We start from the raw sequence: 22,689 nt of genomic DNA, 5'->3' as shown, positions 1-22,689 counted from the left end.
CGCGGGATGAGAGGCCAGCCAGCGGCCGGCCTCGACGTCACGAATTGCTGCTGCTTGAGCCGCGGCCCCTGCGGGTGGGCGCCGGCTGGATCAGGTGCTTGCCGTCCAGCACCATCTCGATGTGCTCGCTCCAGGCGCGCGCGATCTTGAAGCAGCCGCTGTGGTTGAGGTGGATCTCGTTGTGCCAGTCACCGCTGATGCCGGTCGAGCCGGGCGCGGCCAGTGCCAGCGGCACGGCGGTCGAGTCGAAGATGAACAGCGCGGGGAAGTTTTCCTTGTCGGCCGCGATGCTCTTCAGCAGCTGGGCCAGGTGGAACACCATCAGCCGGCTCACCGCCGCCCAGTCGGCGCTGGGCACGCCATAGGCCTTCAGCGCCGGGAACAGCCAGGGGCCGCTGGCGCCCAGCTCGTCGTTGCCCTCGGCGCCGGCCGGGCGCGGCATGGGCACGGCATAGCAGTGCATGAACACCGGCTTGGCCGCCGACGGGCCCTGGTCGCGCAGGCTCAGTAGGTGCTTGACGTTGGCGCGCAGGTAGGCGGCATACGTGGCCCAGCCGGGCTCGGAGAAGTAGCGCGCGACACCGGCCGACGGCGGGCCCCATTCGGTCTGGCGGCGCAGCAGGCGCAGGTCCAGCGGGATGGGTTCGCCATTGCCGTCGTGGGCCGGTGTGCGGGCCGCGGCGATCAGGTCATTGCCGCCCACGGACAGCAGGATGCCGTCCCAGGTCGGCGCTTCGGGGCCGGTCAGCAGGCGCACGAAATCGGGGCTGGACTGCAGGTCCACCATGTGCGACAGCGCGTTGCCGGTGCCAGCGCAGTTCACCGCCGCGACGGTGGCCTTGAACACCAGCTCCTGCAGCAGGTTGGCGTGGGCGTTGAGCTTGGCACGCGCGTTCGAGAACCATGAGTCGCCCTGGGCCAGCAGCTTCCAACGGAAAGTGCCCAGATCGGGCGGGGTGCGGCCGGACAGATCGGCCGGGGTAAAGCAAGCCAGGTGATCCATGAAAGTGGGAGTTCGCTACAGGTTGCTGACCGGTTGCCGCCCCTTGGAAGGGAAGCCCGGAAGTTCGCGCGATTGGAAGGCCAGCCGCGCGGCCGGCGCCATGCTACAAACCCTCGGCACGCCTGGCGGTAGCATGGGGATCGTCTTTCTAGGGAGGACTCATGAGCGAGAGCGTCTTCGACTTCCAGGCCGTCTCCATCCGCGGCGAGCCGGCGGCGCTGGCTTCCCAGCGTGGCAAGGTGATGCTGATCGTCAACACGGCCAGCGAATGCGGTTTCACGCCGCAATTCAAGGGCCTGGAGCAGCTCTGGCAGGACTACGGTCCGAAAGGCCTGGTCATCATCGGCTTCCCGAGCAACGAGTTCGGCGGGCAGGACCCGGGCAGCAACGACCAGATCGCCAGCTTCTGTGAGCTGAACTACGGCGTCAGCTTCCCGATGATGGAGAAGATCAAGGTCAACGGCAGCGACGCCCACCCGCTGTGGAAGTTCCTGAAGAGCGAAAAGCCGGGCTTCCTGGGCACCGAGGCGATCAAGTGGAACTTCACGAAGTTCCTGATCGGCCGCGACGGCCAGGTCATCAAGCGCTATGCGCCAAATGACCCGCCGGAGAAGCTGCGCAGCGACATCGAGGCGGCGCTGGCGGGTTGAGGCCCCTCGGGCCGGCTTGGGCGGCCTTCAGTGCGCCGCCTGGCTGGCGGCCGTGCCGCGCAGGCTGCCCAGGCTGCGCAGGTAGTCGCGCATCGTTGGTGATTGCTGCGACGCCTTCTGGCGGATGTCGCGCACATGCGCCATCGCCTTCAGGCTGATCTCGGGCGAGATGTGGGCCGACAGGCCGATGCCCTGGCTGGGCAGCCGCTGCAGGCCGGCCAGCAGATAGGCCCAGTTCGGCGCGCCGAACAGCGACAGCCGCCGGTCGAAGTCGGTCGGCGTCGGCACCTTGCTGTCCCACAGCGCGAGCAGCTCGGCCAGGCGCGGCGGCAGCGCCGCGCCCTCGGTGCAGGCGCGCCAGAACGGCGTGTCGCGGCGCTGTGACAGCGCGTAGTGGGCGACGATGAAGTCGCGCAGCTCCTCGTGGTGGTCGCCGAAGACGCGGTTCACGCGGTTGCGGCAGGCATCGCCGTTGCCGGCCGGCGCGACATGGTCGACGAAGAGCTTGAGCAGCCACTCGACGAGGTAGATGCCGGTGGATTCCAGCGGCTCGATGTAACCGCCGGCCGACCCGAGGGCCAGGCAGTTCTGCTCCCAGACCCGCGCCGCGTGGCCCACGCGCAGGCTTTGCACGCGCGGCTCGGCCAGCGGCCGGTGGCCGGCGTTGAGCTGCTGCAGCGTGTGCACGGCCTCGTCATCGCTGCAAAAACGCGACGCATAGACATGGCCTGTGCCGCGGCGGTTGCGCAAGTCCATCTCCCAGGTCCAGCCGGCGCGCTGGGCGGTGGCCGTCGTGTAGCTGCGCAGCGCCTCGTGTTCGCGCGCGTGCGCGACCGGCAGGCTGACGGTGCGGTCGCAGGGCAGCCATTCGGCGTGGGACACCCAGGGCACGGCCAGCGCCTGCTGCAGCAGCAGCGACTGCGGGCCCGTGCAGTCGATGAAGAAGCTCGCCGCGAGGCGGCGGCCATCGGCCAGCTCGACCGATTCGATGCCGCCGGCACCGCGATGCACGTGCACGACCTCGCCCTGCACATGCTGCACGCCGCGCTCGATGGCCGTCTGCTGCAGCAGCATGGCCAGCTTGCCGGCGTCCAGCTGGTAGCCGTAGCTGACCGGCGCCTGGTAGTCGGGCGAGTCCATCAGCTTGGGGCACAGGTGGCCGTCGAACAGCGTCGTCTGCACCGTGCAGGCCTGGGCCATCGGCGGCTGCGTCAGGCCGCGCTGCTGCAGGTTCAGCCAGTGCGCCGTCGTCGCGAAGCCGTGGAAGGGCAGCGGCACGTCGAAAGGGTGGTCGAAGGAGTCCTGCGCGGCGGTACCGCCGTGGCGCCAGCCATTGAAGCGGATGCCGTTGGTCAGCGTCGCATCGGCGGCGGCGAACAGCGCGCTCTCGGGCACGCCCAGCGCCTGCATGGTGCCGCGCAGCGTCGGCACGGTGGCTTCGTCGGCGCCGACGCTGCCGATCTGCGGCCGCTCGACCAGCGTGATGGGCAACGGCGTCTGGCGCGCGGCGCCCAGCGTGCGTTGCAGATAGCAGGCCGCGAGCCAGCCGGCGGTGCCGCCGCCCACGATGACGATGGATTGGATGTCGGACAAGGAGGACTCCGGAAATTCGTACAGCAATGAATTGCCGGGTGTGACCTTAAGGTCGGCGGGCCCGCGCCGGAACTTGTAACGGGCGCCGGACCGTGCCGTCTGCCACGCCGGTGTCCACCGTTACCGGGCTGGCCGCCACAGCCAGCGGCCACGGCCGCGCCGCACATGCCCGGCGGTCTCGGCGGCGGCGAGCAGCTCGTTGGCCGTCTGCCTGGACAGATGGGCCAGCCGCGCCAGTTCCGCTTGCGTGGCCGCCACCTCGACCCAGCCGTCGCCCGCCGTGCGGCCGCGTTCCCGCGCCAGCTGCGCCAGCGCCAGCGCGAAGCGCTCCGCGGCGGTTTGATGGCGTGCCGCCTGCAGCAGCCGCAGCGTGCCGTCGTAGCGGCGCGCGAACTCGGCCAGCAGCGCGCGGGCGAACCCCGGCGCCTCGTCCATCAGCAGCGTGTAGGCCTCGCGGCCGATGACCAGCACCTCGCTGGCGCCGCGCGCGATCGCCTCGTACTCCGCCGGCTGCCCGGCCGCGAAGGCCGCCAGGCCGAACAGGCGCGGCGGGCCGACATGCTCGATGACCGACACCGTGCCGTCCACACCGGTGAAGCGCGTCTCGATCTCGCCGGCGGCGACGGCGAAGAAGGCGGTCGGCTTGTGACCCTGCACGAACAGGCTTCGCCCGTTGGCCAGCCGGCGGTGCGGCACCAGGGCGGGCAGGCGCCGGCTGACATGGGCGGGCAGCGTCAGGCCGGGAAAGTTGGCGGCGAACACCCGCCACAGCACATCGTCGTCGGGCATGCGGCATTGTCGGCTGGCCGACACAAGGCGCCGGGCGGGCTGCCTATGCTGGCGGCATGGAACGAGACGACACGCTGGCGGCGCTGCTGCGCCGCTTCGGCCGCGAGGAATGCAGCCAGGAGCCCATCTATGCCGCGCTGTGCGAGGTCGCGGCCGAGGACGAGCGCGCGCTCGCGCTGCTGGCCGAGGCACCGGCCGAGCAGCGCAAGGCCAACCTGCTGCTGGCGGCGCTGCATGAGCGCGTGCTGGCGGGTGCAGCGCCGGATCTGGCGGCCTATTACCCCAGCGCGGGCGGGTTGCGCCCAGCCGATGGCGCGCTCGCTGCGGCGCTGGCCGTCTGCATCGAGCGCGAATGGCCGACACTGGTGCAGCAACTGCGCTGTGGCGCGACGCAGACCAACGAGATCGCCCGCGGTGCGGTGCTGTGGCCGGCGCTGGGCGCCACGGCCCGCGCGACCGGTGCGCGCCATCTGGCACTGCTGGACTGGGGCTGCAGCGCCGGCCTCAACCTCGGCGTGGACCAGTACGCGCTGCGCTACCAGACCGACGACGACGCCTGGCATGCGCGCGCTGCGCCGCGCGACGGCGTGCGCGCCGAGATCGAGTCGCGCTGGCTGGGCGCCACGCCGCCGCCGGCCGACGCCGACTGGCGCCTGACGCTGCGGCACGGCCTGGACCCGGCGCCGGTCGACGTCAACGACCCCGCGCGCCTGCGCTGGCTGCAGGCCTGCCTGTGGCCGCACGACGCGCGCCGCCGCGAGCGCCTGGCCCGCGCGGCCGCGCAGCTGCAACAGCTGCCGGTCACGCTGACCCGGGCCGACGACTGCATCGCCGCCATCGAGCCCTGGCTGGCCGGCCTGCCCACGGGTGTGCAGCCGGTGCTGCTGACCAGCTGGGTGCTGTACTACCTGAGCGCCGCCGACCTCGCGCGGCTGCGCGCGACGGTGGACCGGCTGGCGTTGAGCCATGGGCTGGCCTGGATCTGCGGCGAACTGCCGGGCCTGAGCGCGCGTGACCGCGCACCGCCGCCGCTGCCCGCGCTGCCACCGAGCGAGGTCGCGTCTTCCGCCACGCTGTGGACGCTGCGGCATGCCGAGGCCGGCCGCATCGGCGAACGAACGCTGGCCTGGAGCCACCCGCACGGCCGCTGGATGGCGTGGCTCTGATAATCCGGGTTCCCCCAACGGAGCCTGACCCATGTTCGAGCATGTCGACGCCTACGCCGGCGACCCCATCCTGAGCCTCAACGAGGCTTTCCAGAAGGACCCGCGCGCCGGCAAGATCAACCTGTCCATCGGCATCTATTTCGACAACGACGGCCGCATCCCCATGCTGCCGTCGGTGCGCGCCGCTGAACTGGCCGTCGTGGAGGCCGCCGGCCCGCGGCCCTACCTGCCCATGGAAGGCGCCGCCAACTTCCGCAGCGCCGTGCAGGCCCTGCTGTTCGGCGCGGACCACCCGGCCATCCAGGCCGGCCGCATCGCCACCATCCAGGGCGTGGGCTCCAGCGGCGGCCTGAAGGTCGGCGCGGACCTGCTGAAGCGCTATTTCCCCGACAGCAAGATCTACCTGTCCGACCCGACCTGGGACAACCACCGCGCCGTGTTCGAAGGCTCGGGCCATGTCTGCGAGACCTACCCCTACTACGACCCGGCCACCGGCGGCCTGAAGTTCGACGAGCTGGTGGCCTGCTTCAAGGCCTTGCCCGCGCGCAGCGTGGTCGTCATGCACGCCTGCTGCCACAACCCCACCGGCGTGGACCTGACGCAGGACCAGTGGCGCGCGCTGGTGCCCGTCATCCGCGAACGCCAGCTGCTGCCCTTCCTGGACCTGGCCTACCAGGGCTATGGCGACGGCATCGACGAAGACGCCTTCGCGCCGCGCCTGCTGGCTGACGAGGGGCTGAGCTTCCTGATCGCCAACAGCTTCTCCAAGAGCATGAGCCTGTACGGCGAGCGCTGCGGGGCCTTGAGCGTCGTCTGCCCCGATGCCGACCAAGCCGCGCGCGTGCTGGGCCAGATGAAGTTCATGATCCGCCGCAACTACTCCAACCCGCCCATGCATGGCGGCCAGGTCGTTGCCAAGGTGCTGACCACGCCGGTGCTGCGCGCGATGTGGGAGGCCGAGGTGGCCGACATGCGCGAGCGCATCCAGTCCATGCGCCGCCAGCTGCACGACGTGCTCGCGGCCAAGCTGCCGGGGCGCGACTTCAGCTACTTCCTGACCCAGCGCGGCATGTTCAGCTACACCGGCCTGACCGCCGAACAGGCCGAGCGGCTGAAGACCGAGTTCGGTGTCTACATCCTGCGTTCTGGCCGCATGTGCGTGGCCGGCTTGAACACGCGCAACGTCGAGGCCACGGCCGAGGCCATGGCCGCCGTGCTGGCCGGCTGAGGTTGCGCCGCGTGAGCCGCTGGGCGGCCGGCCTCGCGCTGGCCTGCGTGGCCGGCGCGAGCCGGGCTGCCGAGGCGCCGCCGCCGGTGGTCGATGCCATCACCTGGGTGGTCAGCAACACCCTGGCGGTGCCGGACGGCGAACGCCTGCGGCGCCCGGCCGATGAGCTGACGCAGTGGCTGCAGGCGCGGCTGCCCGCGGTGGCCTTCAAGCCCGTGGTGGCCAACGCCGAACGCAGCTGGGCGCTGATCCGCGAGCAGCAGCACGCCTGCCATGCCGGCGCAGCCCGCACGGCCGAGCGCGAGCGCCTGGCCTATTTCACCAACACCTGGCTGGTGCCGCCACCGCAGCTCATCGTGCGCCATGAGCACCGCGCCGCGCTGCCGCTGGACGCGAGCGGCGCGGTCGACCTCGAGGCCTTGCTCGGCGACGCGTCGCTGCGCGGCGTCGTGACCCAGGGCCGCAGCTATGGCCCGGCGCTGGACGCCATGCTCGGCGCCTCACCCGTGAATGCGCAGCTGCGCAAGGTGTTCGGTGGTGACTACGGCAGCAACCTGCTGCCCATGCTCATCCAGGGCCGGGCCGACTACACGCTGGACTACCCCAACACGTTGGTCGCCTTCGCCAGCCGCCCGGCGGGCGACACGCCGCTGGCCGCGCTGCCCGTCAAGGGCGCCAGCGAACCCGTCATCAGCGGCATTGCCTGCCCGCGCACGCCCTGGGGCCAGGCGGCCATCCGGCTCATTGACGCTGCCCTGGGCACGCCCGAGGGGGCGGCCATGTTGCGTGACACGCTGCGCGTTTCGCTGCCGCCGGACACGCAGCGCGCCTACCGCGACGCCTGGGACAGCTTCTTCAAGCTCCGCGCCCGGCCGACACCAGGGCTGTGAGTGGGCGTTGAGCGGGCGGCGCGCCTATGTCGCACGGTTATGGCCGTGACCGCCGCTTTCATTGGCTGCTGACGGCCCGCCTCTTTACGCTGCCAGCCAGTGAATTGGCCCAGGGGCAGGATGAAGCATTGCGTGGTGATCGGCGGCGGCGTGGTGGGCCTGACCACGGCCTGGGCGCTGCTGGAGCGGGGGCACGGCGTGACGCTGATCGAGCGCGAGGGCGAAGTGGCCCAGGGCGCCAGCCGCGCCAATGGCGGCCAGCTGAGCTACCGCTACGTGTCGCCGCTGGCCGATGCCGGCGTGCCGCTGAAGGCGTTGCGCTGGTTGCTGGACCCCGACGGCCCGCTGCGCTTCAAGCCCGAGGCGAGCTGGGCGCAATGGTCCTGGCTGGTCGCTTTCCTGCGCGCCTGCCGCGGCCCGGTGAACCGCCGCACCACCGAGCGGTTGCTGGCGCTGGGCGCCTACAGCCAGGCCTCTTTCGCGCGGCTGCATGCTGAAGCCCAACTGGGCGACGCGATCGCGCTGCGCACGCCCGGCAAGCTGGTCGTCTACCGCAAGCCGGTGGAGTTCGCCCGCGTCGCGGCGCGCGTGAACGGCAGCGGCGCCGAAGCCGCGCTGTCGCATGACGACTGCGTGGCGCTGGAGCCGGCGCTGGCCGACACCGAGGCCACGCTGGCCGGCGGCATCTTCACGCCCGGCGAGGCCGTGGCCGACTGCCATGCCTTCTGCAGCGAACTGCACGCACGGCTGCGTCAGCACGAGCGCTTCCGCGGCCGCCTGGGAGCGCGGGTTGACGGCTTCCTGACCGACCTGCGGGGCACCGTGTTCGGCGTGCAGACGGATGCCGGCGACGTGACGGCCGACGCCGTCATCCTCGCCGCCGGCCTGCACAGCCGCGCGTTGGCCGCCACGGTGGGCGTCGAGCTGCCGCTGTACCCGCTGAAGGGCTACAGCCTGACCGCGCCGATCGCGCCAGGCCACCGTCCGCCCGAGGTCAGCGTGACCGACTTCGAGCGCAAGATCCTGTACGCCCGCATCGGCCAGCAGCTGCGCGTGGCCGCCATGGCCGACCTGGTAGGCGACGACCTGAGCCTGGACGCCGGGCGGCTGGCGTCGCTGCAGCGCTCGGTGCGCGCCACCTTCCCCAATGCCGCCGACTACGACCAGGCCACGCCCTGGGCCGGCCTGCGCCCGGCCACGCCCACCGGCGCGCCCATCCTGGGCGACTGCGGCGTGCCCGGCCTGTGGCTGAATGTGGGCCATGGTGCGCTGGGCTTCACGTTCTCGTTCGCGACGGCCAACATCGTGGCCGAGCTGGTGTCCGGCCGCGCCAGCCCGTTGCCACTGGAGGGGCTGAGCCTTGACCGCTGACGACCTCGCCCAGGCGCTGCGCGCCGCCGTGCTGGCGCAGCGCTTCGAGACCACGCCCGACAAGCTGCAGGACGGCGCGCCGCTGGGCTGGCACCCCAGCATCGACCTCGCGGTGGCGCTGTTCCCGCGCGGCGGCGGCGTACCGGTCTGCGCCAACGTGCTGTTCTCGCGCGAGCATCCGCAAGGCCTGGTCGCGCGCTTCGGCAGCGGCTTCGGCGCGGTCAACAACATCGCCTTCCAGGCCGACGTGCGCGACGCGGCGGGTGACTCCTACGCCTGGCTGCCCGCCTCGGACTGGTCGCGCATCGCCTTCCCGGGCTGGTTCGGCCAGGGGCCGCGCTTTGTCGCGCCGTACCCGGCGTCGCTGTTGAAGACGATGGTTGCGGTGGGCGTGGGGCTGCTGGTCGACAGCGGCCGCAGCGACTGGGCGTTGCCGTTGGCCTACGGTGCCCAGACGCGGCCCGTGGGCGACTGGCTGTTCGACATGATCACCGTCAGCAGCAACGAGGCGACCTCGGCCCTCGTCGCCCATCTGCATGACCGCGGCGCCATCCGCCGCGAGGGCGGACGGGAGGTGCACAACGAGATGCACGCGCTGTTCGCGGCGGCACGCCTGCCGGGTCTGATGATCGCCAACACCCAGCCCGATGGCGGCTGGGGCAACGCGGCCGGCTCCGGCGTTGGCCAGATCCAGATGACGGCCTGGGATGCGCTGCGGCTGATGTGGCGGCTGGACGCCGATGCGCCGCCGCAGCCCGCGCTCGTCAGCGCGGCCAGCCGCGACGTCATCCGCCGCGCGCTGGAGGCGCAGAAGCTGCACCACAACCTCAGCAGCGAGTCGCTGCGCGCGCTGCCCGGCTGGGTGCCTGGCATCCCGTCGCGCTTTGCGCACAAGACCGGCAACACGCAGAACTACGGCAGCGACGCCGGCATCGTGCATGACGGCGATCTGCACTACCTGATCGCGGTGACGACGAGCCTGGGCATGCGTTACGCGCCGCACCCGGAGGCATCGACGACCTGGAAGCTGCCCGCCTTGGGCGGCGCGGTGCATGCATGGCTGAAAACGAATTCCTGATCCCGCCGCTGCGGCCCGGCGCCACGCTGGCCGTCATCGCACCGGCCGGCCCGCCCAAGCCCGGCCGGCTGGCACCCGTTGAAGGCTGGTTGCGCGAGCGTGGCTATGTGCCGCGGTTGCTGCCCAGCTGCTTCGGCACGCCGCCGCTGGACTTTCTCGCGGCGCCGGACGCCGTGCGCCTGGCCGACCTGCACGCCGCCTTTGCCGATCCGACGGTCGACGCCGTGCTCGCGCTGCGTGGTGGCTCGGGCTGCATCCGGCTGCTCGACGGCATCGCCCTGGGCCAGCTTGCGGCCAGCCGCAAGCTGCTGATCGGCTACAGCGACCTGACCGTGCTGCACGCGCTGCGCATGAACGCCGGCATCCCGTCGCTGCACGCACCCATGCCGGCCAGCGACTGGGGCCTGCCCGGGGCCGAGGCCGACACCGACGCGCTGTTCGAACGCCTGGCCAGCGGCTGGCGCGCGGGCGATGTGGTCGGCCAGGCCGAGCCGCATCCGCTCAGCCAGGGCGGTATCGCGCGGGGCAGCCTGATCGGCGGCAACCTGGCGATGTTCTGCGCGCTGCTGGGCACGCCCTTCATGCCCGTCGTCGACGGTGCGCTGCTGTTTGTCGAGGACATCAGCGAGGAGCCCTACCGCGTCGACCGCATGCTGAGCCAGCTGCGCCTGGCCGGCGTGCTGGACCGCATCGCCGGGCTGCTGGTCGGCAGCTTCAGTGGCGCCGAAAGCCCCGACGCCGTGCTGGCCGATCATCTGCCCAGGCTGCGCTGCCCCGTGCTGGCCGGCTGGCCGTCCGGCCACGGCCAGCCGAACCGGCCGCTGCCGCTGGGCGTGCGGGCCGAGATGGATGTGGCGACGGGCCGCCTCGCGCTGATCTGAACCCATAAAAAAACGGCCCCGCCAAGGCAGGGCCGCTGAATGCCGGCCTTGGCCGGCAGGGAGTCTCCTGCGGAACAGGATTCAGAACAGGCGGTACTCGACACGCAGCGTGAACGAGCGGCCGCGCGGGTCGGCCACTCGCGGCTCCCAGCTGGAGCCGGCGCCGGTGTTGGTGTCGTAGGTGACGCTGAACGGCGGGTCTTCGTTGAGCAGGTTCTTGATGCCGGCCGTGATCGTCAGGTTCTTGATGCCGCTGTAGGCCAGGCTGGCATTGATGACTGAGTAGGGGGAGACGCGCGGGTTCCAGTTGCTGGGCTTCACGGTGCCGTTGGCAACGCCCGGCAGCACGAAGTCCTGGTAGCCAGTGCGGTAGACATGCTGCACGGTCGCGGCCCAGTCGCCCTCGGTGCGGGTCAGCGAGGCGGTGTGCTTCCAGCGCACGCCCAGGTCGCCGGCACGCGTGAAGCGGCCCACTTCGCTGCTGCCCATGGGCGCGCTGGGCACCAGGCGTGACTTCTTGTCGAGCAGGTAGGACAGGTCGAAACCGCCCGTCCAGGCCGCGCCCAGCGCGTTCACGCTGCCGCGCACGCTGAATTCCAGGCCCTTGGTGATGGTCTCGCCGGCGTTGACCCAGCGGGTGTCCACGGCCAGCAGCTTGCCAGCGCCGTCGCGGATGAAGTTGTCCTGGAAGTACTGATAGTTCTCGGCCAGCGTCGTCAGTCCAAAGGACTGGATGGTGCCCGTGCGCTCGACGGACCACCAGTCCAGGCTGGCGACCAGGTCCTTGTTGGGCTGGAACACGACGCCAGCGCTGTACATCTTGGCCTCTTCGGGGCCGAGCTCGGCCTTGCCGCCGAACAGCGTGTTGAAGTCGCGCACGCTCTGGCAGCCGGGCGTGTTGGACACGACACGCGACGGGCAGGTGGCGGGGTCAGTGAAGTCGGCGCCGACGAACACGCTCTGCGTGATCGGGTCGAACATCTGCTTGAAGGTCGGCACGCGGAAGCCCGTGCTGTAGGCGCCGCGGAACAGCAACTGCTCCGTCGGGTTGTAGCGCAGCGAGATCTTGGGGTTGGTCGTGGAGCCGAAGCCGGTGTACTCGTCGCGGCGGATGGCGCCGGTGATCTCCAGGTCCTTCATGATGGGCACGGCCACCTCGGCAAAAACGGCCTTGATGGTGCGCTTGAGCGTGCCGGCCGTGGCCAGCGCGTTGTCGAAAGGCACGTTGAAGATCAGCGCGTCGACGGTATTGGCGTCGGGGCGCTGGTCGCCGTCGAACTTGTACTTCTCGGTGCGCGAGTCCAGACCCAGCGCCGCCATCACGGTGCCGCCGGGCAGCTTGAACAGTGGACCCGATACGGTCGCGTCGGCCTGCTGCATCGTGAACTTGCCGCCGTACAGCGTCACGCCATCGGCCGAGATGGCGTCCAGCGCCTTGAGGGCCTCGGGCGTCTGCGTCAGCGAGAAGGGGTTGAGGACGCCGGTGTTAATCAGGTTGGCGAACGGCTGCCAGTAGTGGTAACCGGTGCCGACCGTGGAACTGCCCTTGCTCTCGGCGCGCGAGAAGCCAACGCGGTAGTCCCAGTCGGTGAGGAAGGGCAGGACGCCGTCCGCGCCGACGAGGAAGCGAGCCGTGTCAGCCGTCGTGTCGATCTCGCGGTTGCCGCAGGGCATGCAGCGCCAGCGGAAGGCCATCGGCAGGCCGCGGTTCGATTCCAGCTGCGGGAAGGACTTGACCAGCGCGTTGAAGATGTCGTTGTAGCCGGCGCCGGTGCTCGGGTAGCGCAGGTTGCGGAAGGGGCTGGGGACGACGGTGGTGTTGGGTAGGGACGTGGTGGCGGTGTCGGTGCCACTGGTGATCTGGTTGGGCGAGAAGCTCTTGGTCGACTCCGCGCGGCCCAGCACGGCCTCGCCGAAGATCTGGTGGTCACCCAGCTTGAAGGTGGCGCGCGTGACGAGGTTGGTGTTGCGGATGGGCTGCTGGATGACCGCAGCGCGGCCCGTGTCCCAGGCGCAGCCGTACTTGGACGCGGCCGTGGCCCACAGCGCCTCCTGGTAGGGGCTCATGCCGTCCACCGACGAGCAGCCGGCCTGGCCTGGCAGGTCCAGGATGTTGATGCCGTTGACGCGCAGTGCCGGGTTGGCGAAGTCCACTGGGCCGGTGCTGCGGCCGGTGTTGTTGATGTTGTCGCGGCTCAGCACGTTGGCCTGTGTGCCGTTGATGGCGAACAGCGTCGCGATGGGCGTGCCGCGCGTGTCGGGCGCGAGGCCGCGGTCGGGCTGGTAGGTGTTGACAAAGCTGCGCTGGTCGCCGCGCAGCACTTTGTTGTCGCGCACCGACAGCGAGGCCAGCACGTTGAAGCCGTCGTTGCCCAGGTTACCGAAGCCGGCCGTGACGGCTGCGCCGTAGATCTCGCCACCCTTGTCCTGCGGCACGTCGGCCAGCGCATTGATGGTCACGCCGCTGTAGTTCTGGCGCAGGATGAAGTTGATGACGCCGCCGATGGCGTCGGTGCCGTAGATGGCCGAGGCACCGTCCTTCAGGATCTCGACACGGTCGATGGCCGCGAAGGGGATCTGGTTCAGGTCGACCGTGCCACCGTTGAGGCCGTGGGCCGCCACGCGGCGGCCGTTCAGCAGCACCAGCGTCGCGTTGCTGCCCTGGCCGCGCAGGTTGGCGCTCGTCGCGCCGTTGTTGCCGCGCGCGGCACCGTCAACGACGTCGGCATTGCCGGCCAGGTTGTCCAGGCCGTTGCCGTTGATGTTGAGCTGCATGATCATCTGCTCGGCCGATGCGATGCCGGCCCGCTCCATGTCGCGGCGGCTGATGACCTGGATGGGCAGCGCACCCTCGTCCTTCAGGCGCTTGATGCTGGAGCCGGTCACCTCGACGCGCTCGAGTCGTGCGCCTTCGTTCTGCGCCAGCGCGGCGCCCAGATGCGCCCCCAGACCCAGCGCTGCAAACTGCGCCACCAGACGATTCAGCTTCATCTCAACGACTCCTGCATGTGATTCGATTGCCGGCCATGTTCGCCGCCGCGCGCGAGGCCGCCCAGGGGGCCGCACCCCAGGTGTTGCGTGCCGTTCAATGAATGCTTGTGCGCGGCACATAACCTGTGGGAATGTGTGCTTGCATGAAAGCACGCGCACGGTGCGCGGCGGCCCCTCTACAGTGCCGCCAACCCGTTTTTCGGAACCCTCAGATGCGCTTGATCACCGAGGCCGATGTCGCGGCCCAGCTCGACCCCGCCAGCGCCGTTGATGCGCTGCGCGCCGCCTTCGCCCAGCATGGCCGCGGCCAGGCGCAGGTGCTGGCCCGCCACCGCGCCACCAGCAGCCGCGACGGCGCGTCGCTGGCCATCAGCGCGATGGGTGCGATCCTGGATGCCGACGGCGCGCTGCCGGCCGTGCTGGGCACCAAGGTCTATTCGGCACGCAACGGCAAGTACAACTTCCTCGTCAGCCTGTTCTCGGCCGACACCGGCGCGGCGTTGGCGACGCTGGAGGCCAACGAGTTCACGCGGCTGCGCACGGCCGCGGCCACGGCCGTGGCGGCCGACCTGCTGGCGCTGCCGGATGCGAAGACGCTGGCCATCTTCGGTGCCGGCATCCAGGGCCGCGCGCATGCCCAGGCGCTGTGCCGCGTGCGGCGCTTCGAGCGCGTGCTGGTCTGCGCGCGCTCGGGGGCCGAGGCTTTCGCGGCCGAGCTGACGGCGGCCTTGGGGTTGCCGGTGGCTGCCGTCGATGCGGCCACCGCAGCCGCCGAAGCCGACGTCATCGCCACCGCGACGCGCTCGGCCACGCCCTTGTTCAACGGCGACCTGGTGAAGCCCGGCGCCTTCGTCGCGGCGGTGGGCTCGAGCACGAAGGCAGCACGCGAGCTGGACGACGCGCTGCTGGCCCGCGCGGCGCTGGTCGTCGTCGAATGGCACGAGGCCGCGCGGCAGGAGGCCGGCGACATCGTGCAAGCCGCGCCGGGCGTCATCACACCGGATCGCCTGGTGGAGCTGGGCGAGCTGATCGTGCGGCCCCGCCCGCGCGGTCCGCGGGACATCGTCGTCTACAAGAGCGTGGGCATCGGCCTGGAGGACGTGGCGCTGGCCCGCCTCGTCGCGCACCGGCTGGGGGTCTGCTGATGCGTGCCTGGTGGTTTGCAGCGGCGCTGCTGCTGACGGGCTGCGCGACGACGTCCGTGCCCGACCCCGTGCAGGCCGCGCTGGCGAAGGCCGGCTTGCCGGCCGACAGCCTGGGCTTCGTGCTGCAGCCGCTGGACGGCTCGCGCGCGGCGCTGCGCCAGCGTGCCGACGACGCCATGTCGCCGGCGTCGACGATGAAGCTGCTCACGGCCACCGTCGCGCTGGACAGGCTCGGCATCAACCACCGCGGCCGCACCGAGCTGCTGGCGGCCGCGCCGGCGCAGGACGGCGTCATCGCCGGCGCGCTGATCCTGCGCGGCGGTGCCGACCCGGACCTCGACTGGCCGGCGCTGTGGTGGCTGCTGCGCCAGTTGCGCGAGAGCGGCGTGCGCGAGATCCGCGGCGGCCTCGTCGTCGACCGCACGCTGTTCAACCCGACGCGCTTTGACGTCGGCCTGCCGCCTTTCGACGACGCACCCGAGTTCGCCTACAACGTGATCCCCGACGCGCTGCACCTCAACGGCAGCCTGCTCGACTTCGAGCTGCAGGCCACGCCCGGCGGCGTCGCCGCGCGCGCGCTACCGGCGCTGCCGGGCCTGAGCGTGGATGCCAGCGCGATGACGCTGTCGTCGCGCCTGTGCAAGGACTGGGACGAGGACTGGAAGCCAGCCGCCGTGCAGCCCGCCGGCGACGGCTGGGCGCTGAAGCTGCAGGGGGCCTTCCCGGCCGGCTGCCGCCAGCGCGCGCCGCTGCAGATCGTCGACCGGCAATGGCTGGTGACGCACATGGTGCGCCAGCTGTGGGCCGAGCTTGGCGGCGTCATGGCGCCAGGGGATGGGGAAGCCGCCGCGCCGGCCGGTGCCGTCGTGCTGGCGACCCACCGCGGCCGGCCGCTGGCGGAGGTGCTGCGCGGCGTCATGAAGAGCAGCGACAACGCGCTGACCCGGCTCATCTACCTGCAGCTGGGCGCGCAGGCGGCGCAGGGCGGCGAGCCGACGCTGGCGGCCGCCGCGCGCGTCGTGCGCGACTGGCTCAAGGCGCATGGCGTGGACGACCGTGGCCTGGTGCTCGACAACGGCTCGGGTCTGTCGCGCAGCGAGCGCATCAGCCCGGCCCAACTGGCCGGCCTGCTGCGCGCGGGGCAGGCCGGCGCGCAGGCGCCCGAACTGCTGGCCACGCTGCCGGTGGCGGGCCTGGACGGCACGCTGTCGCGCCGGCTGAAAGAGAGCCCGGCGGCGGGCAAGGCGCGGCTCAAGACCGGCACGCTGCGTGACGCCGTGGGCCTCGCCGGCTTCGTGCCGGACGCGTCGGGCAAGCCCTGGGTCTTCGTCGCGTTGCTCAACCACCCCGAGGCCGCGGCCAAGGGCCGGCCGGTGTTGGACGCGCTCGTGAACTGGGTGGCGACGCAGCGCTGACAAGCCCTATCCTTGCCCTCCGAGAGGAGGGGTGAGCATGAGCAAGAGCGGCGTGGCGCTGGGCCTGCTGCTGGCGGCCGGGTCGGCCCAGGCGCAACCGCGCGAGATGCGCTTCGTCACCGAGGCGCTGCCGCCCTACAGCTATGTCGTGGACGGCAAGCCCGCCGGGCCCATGGTGGACGTGCTGCAGGTCGCCTGCACGCGCCTGGGCTGGCGCTGCCCGGTCGAAATCCTGCCCTGGCGGCGTGCGCTGCGCATGGCCCAGGCGGGCGAGGTGCCGGGCCTGTTTGCCATCGTCACGCCGCCCACCACGCGGCCGCGCTTTCATGTCTCGCCATCGGTCATCGACGCGCGCTATGTGCTGTTCGCCCGCGCCGCGCATGCGCTGCAGTTCAGCGGCGACGCCCGGCAGCTGGCGCGCCGCACCCTGGGGGTCTACGGACCGTCGGCCGCCGAGGATGCGCTGAAGGCGTTGATCGCCGACGTGCCGGACGCGCGCGCCGAGATCGAGACCGACAACACCACCGTGCTGCGCAAGCTGGTCGCCGGCCGCTATGGCGACGACGGCCTGGCGCTCGCCAACGATGCCGTGGCCGAGCAGCTGATGCGCGACGAGGGCATTGCCGGCCTGCGCGTGGCCGGCGTCGTGAAGCGCTTCGGCTACGCCTTCGGCCTGAACCGCGAGCGCGTCGACGCCGCGGACGCGCTCGCTTTCACGAAGGCGCTGAACGACCTCTGCCGCAGCGGCCGCACGGCCGAGCTGCTCAAGCCCTACGGCCTGCCCGCGTCGGAGTGCACCAAGCCCTAGGATGCAAGCCGGACTCGACGGGAGACCCGCATGGCTGGGTGGGGTGTGAGACTTGCCGGCGCGGCGGGCCTGCTGGCACTGCTGCAAGGCGCCGGCGCGCAGACGCCGATGCGCTTCGTCACCGAGCCCTTCCCGCCCTACACCTTCGCGACCGACGGCCGCGCGGCGGGGCCCATGGTGGACGTGCTGCAGGCCGCCTGCGCACGGCTGGCCTGGCGCTGTGACGTCGAGGTGCTGCCCTGGCGGCGCGCACTGGGCATGGCCCAGCGTGGCGAGGTCGAGGGCATCTTCACCGTCGTCGACTCGCCCGAGCGGCGCCAGTACTTCCATGTGTCGCCGCCAGTCATCGAGGCGCGCTATGTGCTGTTTGCACGTGTGGGCAGCGGCCTCCAGTACGGCGGCGACCCGCAGACGCTGGCCGGCCGCGTCATCGGCGCCTACGGCCCGTCGGCGACGGCGCTGACGCTGGAGCAGCTCATCGATGGCGTGCCGCGCACGCACAGCGAGATCGAGCCCGACAACCGCACCGTGCTGCGCAAGCTGGCGGCGGGCCGCTATGGCGAAGACGGCCTGGCCCTCGCCAACGAGGCCGTGGCGCTGCATCTCATGCGCGAGGACGGCCTGCGCAACCTGCAGCCGGCCGGCCTGGTGAAGGCCTTTGGCTACTCCTTCGGCCTGGCGCGCCAGAACATCGAGCTGAGCCAGGCCCAGGCCCTGGCGAAGACGCTCCACGAGCTGTGCCGCAGCGGCCGCACCGCCGAGCTGCTCAAGGGATACGGGCTGCCGGCGGCGGCCTGCGTGAAGCCCTAAAGCACGGCCGGCTGCAGCAGCCGCAGCGTGCCGGCGTCGGCGTCCATCTCGGCCACCGCGCCCACCGGCACCGTCAGCTTGCGCTTGATGTGGCCGATGGCGGCACCGCGGTACACGGGCACGTTCAGCGGCAGGAAGTAGTCGTCGAACACCTCGTCCAGCGTCAGGCTGCCGTAGCCGTCGCCGGGCTCGCACTTGGTGAAGCGGCCCAGCACGACACCGGCCAGCTGACTCAAGGCGCCCGCCAGCCGCAGTGTCGACAGGCAGCGGTCGATGCGGTAGATGTACTCGTTGATGTCTTCCAGGAACAGGATGGCGCCGCGGCAGTCCGGGAAGTAGGGCGTGCCGGCCAGCGAGGCCAGCACCGTCAGGTTGCCGCCCACCAGCCGCCCTTGCGCCTTGCCGGTGCGGATCGTCGTGATGCGCTCCTCGCGCGCAACGAGGTCGTCCACGGGCTTGAGGACCGGGTTGCGCAGCACGGCCGCCTCGGCGTTCATCGCGATGGCCTTGAAGCTCTGCACCGAGTAGTCGTTCCACTCCGACACGGCCACCGGGCTGTGAAAGGCGACCAGGCCGGTCTGGCGGTGGATGGCGTTGACCAGGCAGGTCAGGTCGCTGAAGCCGCCGAAGAACTTCGGCTTGCGCTTGATCAGCCCGTAGTCCAGCTGGTCGACGATGCGGTTGCAGCCTGAGCCGCCGGTCATCGCCAGGATGCCAGCCACCGAGTCGTCGGCAAACATCGCGTTGACGTCGGCGGCGCGCTGCGTGTCGCTGCCGGCGAACGGCCCGCGCCGCGCGGCGACGTGCTGGCCGGGCTTGACCTTGAAGCCCAGCGCCTGCAGCGACTCGATGGCGATCTTCAGCGGTTCCCGCTCGAAGGTGGCATTGGCTGGGCTGACCAGGCCCAGCGTGTCGCCGGGGCGCAGCCGCGGTGCGAGCAGGGCGCCGGAGGCGGCCCGGGCGGGTGGGGCGGCGGCCAGCAGGCTCGCGGCGGTGGCGCTGAAGTGCAGTAGTTGACGGCGGGACGGGTTCATGTCGCTTGTCCAGAGTCAGAAATGACGGGCTAACCGCATACTTGTTTGCGTGGGCCTTTCGACCTCGCGTGGCATTGTGTCCGTCCTGATGACGGCAGCGCTGCTGGCTGCCGGCGCCGCCCGCGCCCAGGCCTGCCCGGAGCGGCTGCGCATCGCCTTCCCCGACGCACCGGCCGAGCCCTTCCTGCAAGGCCAGGGTGACGACTTCGCGCGGCCGCCCGGCCTGCTGGTCGACTGGGTGCGCGCGTCGCTGCGCCAACTGGGTTGTCTGGAGAAGGCCGAGCTGCTGCGCCTGCCCGCGCGCCGCGTGCGCGCCATGGTGGAGACCGGCCAGCTGGACCTCGTCGCCGGCGTGGGCGAGGGTGGTCCCATCGCGGCGCTGCTGACGCTGCCCCCGCCGGTCGGACCGAAGCGCGAGTTCGACCTCAGCCTGGGCCATGTCGACTACGCCTTCTACGCGCGCCGCGGTTTGGCGGGCGGCCGCGTGGACGGTGACGGCCTGCCGCTGTTGCCGGCCAAGGCCCGTGTCGGCGTGAGTGCCGGCACCCGCGCCGAGATGCTGGCCCAGGAGCGCGGCTGGCCGACCGAGCCCGCGCCCAGCCACGAGAGCGCGCTGCAGAAGCTGCTGGCCGGGCGCACGCCGCTGCTGCTGGTTCACACCTATCACCTGGACGAGCGGCTGCGCCAGGACCCGGCGCTGGCGCGCGAGGTGGTCAGGTTCGGCCCCGTCGTGGAGCGCCGCCGGCTGCACGTCGGCGCGCTGCCGGCCTTCGCGCGCAGCGAGAACGGCTTCGCCATGAAGCTGTGGCGCGAGCTGTGCCGGCAGTCCCAGGCCACCAAGGCCGATGGTGCCTGCCGGGTGCCGCCGGGCTAGCCGGCGCGGTTTCATCCGTCTTCCGCAGGATTGACGCTGCGGTGGCGTCCTCGCTATGTTGCGCGATCCGCGAAGAACAACATGAGGAGACGCGCATGAAGCTCTGCCTGACCGGGTTGCTGACGGTGATGTCGCTGCTGCTGACCGGCTGCATCAGCACGACGCCCAAATCCACGCTGGACGACACGGCGAACTGCTCGGCCATGGTGCTGGGCGGCTTTCGCAAGGTGGCCGACGAGCGCGGCGAGCGCTTCAACGGCAAGGTCGGCGAGCAGGTCGCGCGCTGCCGCGGCGGCGACAAGGCCGCGGCCTTTCGGCCCACGCCGTTTGTCGACTGGTCCAACTACTGGGCCACGGGCGACAGCGCGTCGCTGCTGCCGGGCACAAGCGGCGTCGGGAGTCATCTCGGCCCCAACGGCCGCGGCGTCGACGGCGCGCTGCTGGACCTGGAATACCAGCGCATGGAACTGATCAAGTTCAACCTGTTCGACAACTCGGGCTCCTTCGCCGACTACGCGCTGGGCCGCGACGGCGTGCCCGGCACCGCCATCAAGACCTGGCCCTCGATGCGGTTGCCGGCGGGGTCGCCCTTCTACGCGGCCGTGGGCGGAGAAGGGCCGCAGCTGTGCCAGGGCGAGCTGATCCGCTGGCGCCAGCTGAGCGGTGTCTGCAACGACATCCGCAACCCGAAGATGGGTTCCAGCGGCGCGCTGTTCGCGCGCAACGTGCAGTTCGAGGCGACCTATCCCGACATCAGCGACGACACGCTGGCCCGCAACCGCCACGGCGACCGCCTGTCGCTGCTGCAGCCCGACCCGCAGCTGATCAGCCGCAAGCTGTTCACGCGCGCGCAGAGCGACCCCGCCAAATGCCGCGACGGCCAGGGCCTGCCCGGCGCCGCCGCGGACGCCCACTGCGACTACCAGAAGGCGCCCTTCTTCAATGTGCTGGCGGCGTTCTGGATCCAGTTCATGACGCACGACTGGTTCTCGCACATGGAGGAGGGCCGCAACGAACCCAAGTGGATGCCGGTCGGCTGCACGGGCGATGCGGCCCGGCTGGGCTGCCGGCCCGACGACCGCATCGACCGCAGCTTCGTCGCCGAAGGCAATGCACCGCCACGCTACACGGCGGCGGACGGCAGCAAGCCGCTGGCGCGCGCCTTCCGCACGCATGCCAACAACACCACGGCCTGGTGGGATGCGTCGCAGATCTACGGCCACGACGGCACGTCGCGCCAGCGCGTGAAGCGCGACCCGGCCGACCCGGCCCGGCTGCTGCTGCTGCCCGGCGCGCGCGGTGGCGCGGGCGAGGCACTGGGCCAGCTGCCCGTGTTCGGCCCCGGCGACCCCATCAACCCGCAGTGGGCGGGGCAGGGCACGGCGGCTTTCCCGGACAACTGGAGCATTGGCGTCGGCTTCTATCACACGATCTTCTCGCGCGAGCACAACGCCTTTGTCGCCGAATTCCGCCGCCGCGCGGCCGCCGCGCTTGATGACGATTCGGGGCTGCGCGACCCGGCCCGGCCGGCCGATGTGATCCGCTACCGCGACGTGACGCCCGACGTGCTGTTCGAGGTGGCCCGCCTCGTCGTCGCGGCCGAGATCGCCAAGATCCACACCATCGAGTGGACGCCGCAGCTGCTCTACGACGAGCCGTTGAACCTGGCGATGAACGCCAACTGGGGCGGCCTGTTCGACGGCCATCAATGGGTGGAGAACGCGCTGGAGGCGGTCGTCGTGCAGAACTTCGGCAAGAGCACCGACGCCAAGAAGGCCGGCCAGTGGTACTCGGCGCTGGCGTCGGGGCCGGGCATCTTCGGCCTGGGCGCGCGGGTCTACACCAGCGACCGCCTGTTCGCACGCCACGACGCGACCAAGGACGACATCTGGAACCTGGCCAACCCCGAGCATGTGAACGGTGGCGTCAACCACTTCGGCTCGCCGTTCAACTTCCCGGAGGAGTTCGTCAGCGTCTACCGCCTGCACGCGCTGGTGCCCGACCTCATCGAGCTGCGCCACTGGGACGCCGACCCCAATCGCATTGCCGCCAAGGTGCCGGTCATCGAGACTTTCCGCAGCAAGGCCACCGGCGCGCTGGCCAGCCAAGGCGCCGCCGACTGGGCGCTGTCCATGGGCCGCCAGCGCCTGGGGCTGCTGACGCTGGGCAACAGCCCGGCCTTCCTGCAGAACCTGCCGCTGCCGCGGCTGCAGAGCAGCACCGGCAAGATCGACGTGAACGCGCTGGACCTGATCCGCGACCGCGAGCACGGCGTGCCGCGCTTCAACGAGTTCCGGCGCCAGTACGGCCTGCGCCAGCTGACGAGCTTTGACGACTTCATCGACGCGCGCCTGCCGGCTGACTCGCCCGAGCGTGTTCGCCAGACCAAGGTGATTGCCGACCTGCGCAGCATCTACGGCCAGCACAAATGCGACGCCAGCAAGGTCATCACGGCCGCGCAGAAGAACCTGGACGGCAGCGCCATCAACGACTGTCTGGGCAAACCCGATGGCAGCCTGGTCGACAACATCGAAGACGTGGACACGGTGGTGGGCTGGCTAGCCGAGTTCACGCGGCCGCATGGCTATGCGATCTCGGAGACGCAGTTCCAGGTCTTCATCCTGAACGCGTCGCGGCGGCTGTTCAGCGACCGCTTCTTCACCAGCAGCTTCCGGCCCGAGTTCTACGGCAAGCTGGGCGTGGAATGGGTCATGAACAACGGCGCCACCGGCAAGCAGTTCGAGCCGAAGCAGAGCAACGGCCACCGCGTCGAGGTGTCGCCGTTCAAGCGCGTGCTGCTGCGCACGGTGCCAGAGCTGGCGCCGGAGTTGGCCGGCGTCGTCAACGCCTTCGACCCCTGGGCGCGCGACCGCGGCGAGTACTACGGCCTGGGCTGGCAGCCACGCCGCGGCGCGGAGAGCGACACGGCCTTCAAGCTGCCCTGAGCTGATCTGCTGATCCAA

General features: G+C 71.0%; 18 protein-coding genes. 13 read left to right on the top strand and 5 right to left on the bottom strand.

What is annotated here, in order from left to right:
- Positions 1-37: 37 nt before the first annotated feature.
- A complete protein-coding gene (locus AC1D29_RS13900) occupies positions 38-1,003 on the bottom strand; it encodes a hypothetical protein (RefSeq protein ID WP_477898248.1) in 966 nt (321 codons plus the stop codon).
- Between the two features lie 161 nt (positions 1,004-1,164).
- Here AC1D29_RS13900 and AC1D29_RS13895 point away from each other — a divergent pair, with 161 nt between their 5' ends.
- Entirely contained in the window at positions 1,165-1,653 is a 489-nt protein-coding gene (locus tag AC1D29_RS13895; RefSeq protein WP_477898246.1) for a glutathione peroxidase, read from the top strand.
- 27 nt (positions 1,654-1,680) lie between these two features.
- Here AC1D29_RS13895 and AC1D29_RS13890 read toward each other — a convergent pair whose 3' ends face one another.
- Together AC1D29_RS13890 and AC1D29_RS13885 are read right to left on the bottom strand one after the other, a co-directional pair.
- Positions 1,681-3,246, bottom strand: a complete 1,566-nt coding sequence (locus AC1D29_RS13890) for a tryptophan halogenase family protein (RefSeq protein ID WP_477898244.1) — start codon at positions 3,244-3,246, stop codon at positions 1,681-1,683.
- A gap of 120 nt (positions 3,247-3,366) precedes the next feature.
- On the bottom strand, positions 3,367-4,035 hold the full coding sequence (locus AC1D29_RS13885; RefSeq protein ID WP_477898242.1) for a Crp/Fnr family transcriptional regulator: 669 nt from the start codon (positions 4,033-4,035) through the stop codon (positions 3,367-3,369).
- Positions 4,036-4,091: 56 nt separating this feature from the next.
- On the opposite strand from AC1D29_RS13885, the gene AC1D29_RS13880 reads away from it, so the two are divergent.
- From AC1D29_RS13880 to AC1D29_RS13855, 6 genes are all read left to right on the top strand, one after another.
- Positions 4,092-5,201: a DUF2332 family protein gene (locus AC1D29_RS13880; protein WP_477898240.1), complete on the top strand. Its 1,110-nt coding sequence runs from the start codon at positions 4,092-4,094 to the stop codon at positions 5,199-5,201.
- 31 nt (positions 5,202-5,232) lie between these two features.
- Positions 5,233-6,429 (top strand): amino acid aminotransferase, encoded by a 1,197-nt coding sequence (locus tag AC1D29_RS13875; RefSeq protein ID WP_477898238.1) that lies wholly within the window; start codon positions 5,233-5,235, stop codon positions 6,427-6,429.
- An 11-nt stretch (positions 6,430-6,440) separates the two neighbouring features.
- Positions 6,441-7,319, top strand: coding sequence for a hypothetical protein (locus tag AC1D29_RS13870; protein WP_477898236.1), 879 nt, complete (start codon positions 6,441-6,443; stop codon positions 7,317-7,319).
- 120 nt (positions 7,320-7,439) lie between these two features.
- Positions 7,440-8,690 (top strand): D-amino acid dehydrogenase, encoded by a 1,251-nt coding sequence (locus AC1D29_RS13865; RefSeq protein ID WP_477898234.1) that lies wholly within the window; start codon positions 7,440-7,442, stop codon positions 8,688-8,690.
- Complete coding sequence (locus tag AC1D29_RS13860) at positions 8,680-9,768, top strand: serine hydrolase (protein WP_477898232.1); 1,089 nt, start codon at positions 8,680-8,682, stop codon at positions 9,766-9,768. Before AC1D29_RS13865 ends, AC1D29_RS13860 begins: the two co-directional genes overlap by 11 nt.
- The gene (locus AC1D29_RS13855; RefSeq protein WP_477898230.1) at positions 9,747-10,649 is read left to right on the top strand and encodes a S66 peptidase family protein; all 903 of its coding nucleotides are present in this window, start codon (positions 9,747-9,749) and stop codon (positions 10,647-10,649) included. Before AC1D29_RS13860 ends, AC1D29_RS13855 begins: the two co-directional genes overlap by 22 nt.
- An 81-nt stretch (positions 10,650-10,730) precedes the next feature.
- Here AC1D29_RS13855 and AC1D29_RS13850 read toward each other — a convergent pair whose 3' ends face one another.
- The gene (locus AC1D29_RS13850) at positions 10,731-13,640 is read right to left on the bottom strand and encodes a TonB-dependent receptor domain-containing protein (RefSeq protein ID WP_477898228.1); all 2,910 of its coding nucleotides are present in this window, start codon (positions 13,638-13,640) and stop codon (positions 10,731-10,733) included.
- A gap of 212 nt (positions 13,641-13,852) precedes the next feature.
- Here AC1D29_RS13850 and AC1D29_RS13845 point away from each other — a divergent pair, with 212 nt between their 5' ends.
- Genes AC1D29_RS13845 through AC1D29_RS13830 form a run of 4 tightly spaced genes read left to right on the top strand, consistent with a single transcriptional unit; the run spans position 13,853 to position 17,818 of the window.
- The gene (locus AC1D29_RS13845) at positions 13,853-14,785 is read left to right on the top strand and encodes an ornithine cyclodeaminase family protein (protein ID WP_477898227.1); all 933 of its coding nucleotides are present in this window, start codon (positions 13,853-13,855) and stop codon (positions 14,783-14,785) included.
- Positions 14,785-16,200 (top strand): D-alanyl-D-alanine carboxypeptidase/D-alanyl-D-alanine endopeptidase, encoded by a 1,416-nt coding sequence (dacB, locus tag AC1D29_RS13840; RefSeq protein ID WP_477898226.1) that lies wholly within the window; start codon positions 14,785-14,787, stop codon positions 16,198-16,200. The genes AC1D29_RS13845 and dacB overlap by 1 nt, the downstream gene beginning before the upstream one ends.
- A 37-nt stretch (positions 16,201-16,237) precedes the next feature.
- Positions 16,238-17,008 (top strand): substrate-binding periplasmic protein, encoded by a 771-nt coding sequence (locus AC1D29_RS13835; RefSeq protein ID WP_477898224.1) that lies wholly within the window; start codon positions 16,238-16,240, stop codon positions 17,006-17,008.
- A 30-nt stretch (positions 17,009-17,038) separates the two neighbouring features.
- Positions 17,039-17,818, top strand: a complete 780-nt coding sequence (locus tag AC1D29_RS13830; protein WP_477898222.1) for a substrate-binding periplasmic protein — start codon at positions 17,039-17,041, stop codon at positions 17,816-17,818.
- Here the strand turns inward: AC1D29_RS13830 and AC1D29_RS13825 are convergent.
- Positions 17,815-18,852, bottom strand: coding sequence for a S66 peptidase family protein (locus AC1D29_RS13825; protein ID WP_477898220.1), 1,038 nt, complete (start codon positions 18,850-18,852; stop codon positions 17,815-17,817). The genes AC1D29_RS13830 and AC1D29_RS13825 overlap by 4 nt on opposite strands.
- A gap of 76 nt (positions 18,853-18,928) precedes the next feature.
- Between AC1D29_RS13825 and AC1D29_RS13820 the strand changes: the two genes are divergently transcribed.
- Together AC1D29_RS13820 and AC1D29_RS13815 are read left to right on the top strand one after the other, a co-directional pair.
- Positions 18,929-19,726, top strand: coding sequence for a hypothetical protein (locus AC1D29_RS13820; protein ID WP_477898218.1), 798 nt, complete (start codon positions 18,929-18,931; stop codon positions 19,724-19,726).
- 95 nt (positions 19,727-19,821) lie between these two features.
- Entirely contained in the window at positions 19,822-22,671 is a 2,850-nt protein-coding gene (locus tag AC1D29_RS13815) for a peroxidase family protein (protein ID WP_477898216.1), read from the top strand.
- Positions 22,672-22,689 lie beyond the last annotated feature (18 nt).

The sequence above is a fragment of the Roseateles sp. P1_C6 genome (assembly GCF_056406315.1).
Note: the sequence above shows the minus strand (reverse complement) of the source record. Positions and strands in the feature narration are given on the sequence as shown.